Annotated in this window: 2 protein-coding genes and 2 rRNA genes (1 of these 4 cut by a window edge); all 4 read left to right on the top strand. The window is 42.2% G+C overall.

Annotated elements, in window-relative coordinates; translation table 11 throughout:
- Nucleotides 1-132: 132 nt before the first annotated feature.
- Nucleotides 133-804, top strand: coding sequence for a hypothetical protein (locus R4Z10_RS21910; RefSeq protein ID WP_338473415.1), 672 nt, complete (start codon nt 133-135; stop codon nt 802-804).
- Between the two features lie 355 nt (nt 805-1,159).
- Nucleotides 1,160-1,675: a DoxX family protein gene (locus R4Z10_RS21905; RefSeq protein ID WP_338473414.1), complete on the top strand. Its 516-nt coding sequence runs from the start codon at nt 1,160-1,162 to the stop codon at nt 1,673-1,675.
- An 860-nt stretch (nt 1,676-2,535) separates the two neighbouring features.
- Nucleotides 2,536-4,085: ribosomal RNA gene (locus tag R4Z10_RS21900) — 16S ribosomal RNA — on the top strand.
- A gap of 175 nt (nt 4,086-4,260) precedes the next feature.
- A 23S ribosomal RNA gene (locus R4Z10_RS21895) occupies nt 4,261-4,922 on the top strand; it runs 2,271 nt beyond the window's last position.
- Together the 16S and 23S rRNA genes form the textbook arrangement of a ribosomal RNA operon.

Below are 4,922 nucleotides of genomic sequence, written 5' to 3'. Positions count from 1 at the left end.
TTTATTATTCAGAACTCCCTACTCCCAAAGCCATAATTAGAAGGAAATGTGCTCTACATGTAGAATGTCTACTACATGTGTTCAACATTTTATGATCAAATGTAGTGGATCTATCTGTATGGGGGTGGCGTTTTGTATTGGAAGATGAGTGACTTTGTTGAAGAGGTTAAACAAACCTCAAAAGAAGAGAAATTACATGTGAATACGGTTTATAATTGGTTTAAAAAGCTTGAAGAGAAACGAATCCATTATATTTCTAGAACAGTGGATACAAATGAAAAAGTATACGATGAACTGGATCTGCAAATTGCGGTTTTTATTAAAAAGAAAAGAAATGAAAAATGGGTGTTAAACGCTATTTTTAATGAGATTAAGAGGGAATTTGAGGTAAGGCCCTTTCCTGTTGGGGACATGGAGACTACAAATGTAGTCCACAATAGTGAGGCAGATGTTTTAAACAACAAGGTTCTTGAGGAATTAAGGAGTTCACTTGAAGAGATTGCAGCCTCTCAACTCAGTGAAGTAAAAAGCCAATATGAAGAGATTATGAAAAAATTCCCAGACTCTAAGGGCAGAGAGGAAGAAAGGGAAGATCGTTTTAAGGAAATGGTGGCGCGGCGACGAGTCGAGTACCAGTTGGAAAAAGAGGCACAAATTGCATGGGCTACAAGGCCAGAGGAAGAAAGAATGGTAAAAATTGGCTGGTTTAAAAAGGTCGAAAATCAAGAAGAGCGCAACCTATTTATTAAGGCATATGTACATAAAAATTTTGAAAATAGACTTAGAAAAGAGCTGGATGTATAAGTGCCTTTGTCTAGATTCCCCCCTGTTATATACCCCATTAGTAGAAATCCTATAAAAGATAAACAAGTCATCGATGGTTTTTTGAAGTGTTGATGACTTGTTTATCTTCTATAGGAGTATTCAAAGAAAATTTAAAGATAAATCCAAAATGATGAACACTATTCTCAAGTTAATAAACATAATTAATGACAAAATAGTGACAAGTATTGAAAGTGTTTATGGAGTCAGGTATATTATAGACATAGAAGTTAGTGAATATATTCACAATAAAACGAATGAATAAACATTATTTATAAATGCTATTTTTAAAAAAATCACTTGTGAAGTTAGACACAAGATAAATGGGGGGATAAGAATGAAAACAAAATGGTGGAAAACTCCTGGGGTTAGTGCAATTTGGACAATTATAAGAATTTGGTTAGGTGTACAATGGCTGACAGCAGGATGGGGAAAAATAACAGGAGGATTTGAAGTAAACGGATTTTTGCAAGGAGCCATTGCAAAAGCAGGAGGAGAGACTCCTATTGTACAAGGGTGGTATGCGGGATTTTTAGAAAGTGTCGTTCTTCCTAATGCAGGGTTGTTTAATGTGTTAATTCCATGGGGGGAATTCCTAGTGGGAATTGGCTTAATTCTTGGCGCAGCAACCATCCCTGCTTTAATTGCTGCTGCTTTCATGAACTTAAACTTCCTTTTAGCTGGAACAATTAGTACAAATCCAGAATACCTAGCTTTAGCAGTGATCTTATTATTTGTAGGAGTTGGAGGCTATTACTGGGGTATTGACCGTGTTGCCCTTCCAGCCTTAAAAGAATATTTTATTAATAAAAGAAATGGCGGTACAGAACATAAGAAACCTGTAGCTGTATAAAGTTCATATTAACTAAAAGAGCAAGTGACCTTTTAAAGGTTAGTTGCTCTTTTTATGTGGAAACCTGGAATATACACATTCTCGTTAGTACCTCTCTCAATATGTCTTGACCCCGAATTGTCTTTAGGTATCTAAAACCAAAGATTTGTTTAATCAAAAACATCTGCTTTAACAATTAAGCAGATGCGGAATACATTAATACTCTTGTTAGTTTAGCAGTCTTTAAAACATCTATTTTAAAATACTGGTTGTTCGGAACCTGTTCGGAAGTTACGAACAGGTTCCGAACAGGTTCCGAATTCACCTTTGGGAGGAATGAAATATACAGAAGTAACAATACAAAGGAAAAAGAGTTTCGTATGCACCTTATTTTTAATTTATTAATTTAGTTATTGAACTTGTATAAATAAGGTGATATTATTTACCTTCGTCACTTTTTTATTACCTTTTTTATAGATGGGTTTTTTTTGTAGAAAAAAATTTTTAATAGGAAGTTGACTTCTGAGAATAAAAATGTTACATTATTAAATGTCGCAATTATGACAAGAGATCAGGAAGTATTGATAATTGGTTTTGATGAGGAAGTTACTTTAATAAAAACTTTTTTATTAAAAAAGAATTGACGTACCTGATCAAAAGTGATATATTAAAAAACGTCGCTATTGAGACATATATTTTCGTTTTAGAAAAAAACTTATTCAAAACAGTTGACTTCAATGAAATTAAGTGGTATGATATTCCTTGTCGCTTAGGAAGCGAATAGGAAAATGATTGTTCTTTGAAAACTAAACAAAGCAGAAAAAACGTCAACGTTAATTCAGTTACTATATGTAACAAACTTTATGAGCTATTCAAACACTTTATTGGAGAGTTTGATCCTGGCTCAGGACGAACGCTGGCGGCGTGCCTAATACATGCAAGTCGAGCGAACTTGCGGGAGCTTGCTCCCAAAAGTTAGCGGCGGACGGGTGAGTAACACGTGGGCAACCTGCCTGTAAGACTGGGATAACTTCGGGAAACCGGAGCTAATACCGGATAATTCTTATCAACTCATGTTGGTAAGCTAAAAGACGGCGTAAGCTGTCACTTACAGATGGGCCCGCGGCGCATTAGCTAGTTGGTGAGGTAATGGCTCACCAAGGCAACGATGCGTAGCCGACCTGAGAGGGTGATCGGCCACACTGGGACTGAGACACGGCCCAGACTCCTACGGGAGGCAGCAGTAGGGAATCTTCCGCAATGGACGAAAGTCTGACGGAGCAACGCCGCGTGAGTGATGAAGGTTTTCGGATCGTAAAACTCTGTTGTTAGGGAAGAACAAGTACGAGAGTAACTGCTCGTACCTTGACGGTACCTAACCAGAAAGCCACGGCTAACTACGTGCCAGCAGCCGCGGTAATACGTAGGTGGCAAGCGTTGTCCGGAATTATTGGGCGTAAAGCGCGCGCAGGCGGTCCTTTAAGTCTGATGTGAAAGCCCACGGCTCAACCGTGGAGGGTCATTGGAAACTGGGGGACTTGAGTGCAGGAGAGAAGAGTGGAATTCCACGTGTAGCGGTGAAATGCGTAGAGATGTGGAGGAACACCAGTGGCGAAGGCGACTCTTTGGCCTGTAACTGACGCTGAGGCGCGAAAGCGTGGGGAGCAAACAGGATTAGATACCCTGGTAGTCCACGCCGTAAACGATGAGTGCTAAGTGTTAGAGGGTTTCCGCCCTTTAGTGCTGCAGCAAACGCATTAAGCACTCCGCCTGGGGAGTACGGCCGCAAGGCTGAAACTCAAAGGAATTGACGGGGACCCGCACAAGCGGTGGAGCATGTGGTTTAATTCGAAGCAACGCGAAGAACCTTACCAGGTCTTGACATCCTCTGACAATCCTAGAGATAGGACCTTCCCCTTCGGGGGACAGAGTGACAGGTGGTGCATGGTTGTCGTCAGCTCGTGTCGTGAGATGTTGGGTTAAGTCCCGCAACGAGCGCAACCCTTGTCCTTAGTTGCCAGCATTCAGTTGGGCACTCTAAGGAGACTGCCGGTGACAAACCGGAGGAAGGTGGGGATGACGTCAAATCATCATGCCCCTTATGACCTGGGCTACACACGTGCTACAATGGATGGTACAAAGGGCTGCAAGACCGCGAGGTTTAGCCAATCCCATAAAACCATTCTCAGTTCGGATTGTAGGCTGCAACTCGCCTACATGAAGCCGGAATCGCTAGTAATCGCGGATCAGAATGCCGCGGTGAATACGTTCCCGGGTCTTGTACACACCGCCCGTCACACCACGAGAGTTTGTAACACCCGAAGTCGGTGGGGTAACCGCAAGGAGCCAGCCGCCTAAGGTGGGACAGATGATTGGGGTGAAGTCGTAACAAGGTAGCCGTATCGGAAGGTGCGGCTGGATCACCTCCTTTCTAAGGATATTTACGGAACATCTGATCTTCGGATCATGATGAAAATAAGTTGACGAATTCTGACTTTGTTTAGTTTTGAGGGAATAATCTCTCAAAACATTGTTCCTTGAAAACTAGATAATGTAATGACAAGACATCATTAAAGTAGTTCTTTTTTAAATTAAGACCATAAATTGGTTAAGTTAGAAAGGGCGCACGGTGGATGCCTTGGCACTAGGAGCCGATGAAGGACGGGACTAACACCGATATGCTTCGGGGAGCTGTAAGTAAGCTTTGATCCGGAGATTTCCGAATGGGGAAACCCACCATCCGTAATGGGATGGTATCTTTACCTGAATACATAGGGTATTGAAGGCAGACCCGGGGAACTGAAACATCTAAGTACCCGGAGGAAGAGAAAGCAATTGCGATTCCCTGAGTAGCGGCGAGCGAAACGGGAACAGCCCAAACCAAGAGGCTTGCCTCTTGGGGTTGTAGGACACTCTACATGGAGTTACAAAGGAACGGGGTAAACGAACAGGTCTGGAAAGGCCGGTCATAGAAGGTAAAAACCCTGTAGTTGAAACTTCGTTCCCTCCTGAGTGGATCCTGAGTACGGCGGGACACGTGAAATCCCGTCGGAAGCTGGGAGGACCATCTCCCAAGGCTAAATACTCCCTAGTGACCGATAGTGAACCAGTACCGTGAGGGAAAGGTGAAAAGCACCCCGGAAGGGGAGTGAAATAGTTCCTGAAACCGTGTGCCTACAAGTAGTCAAAGCCCTTTAACGGGTGATGGCGTGCCTTTTGTAGAATGAACCGGCGAGTTACGATTACATGCAAGGTTAAGTTGATAAGA

The organism is Niallia sp. XMNu-256 (genome assembly GCF_036670015.1).
Classification (GTDB): domain Bacteria; phylum Bacillota; class Bacilli; order Bacillales; family Cytobacillaceae; genus Bacillus_BD.
Note: the sequence above shows the minus strand (reverse complement) of the source record. Positions and strands in the feature narration are given on the sequence as shown.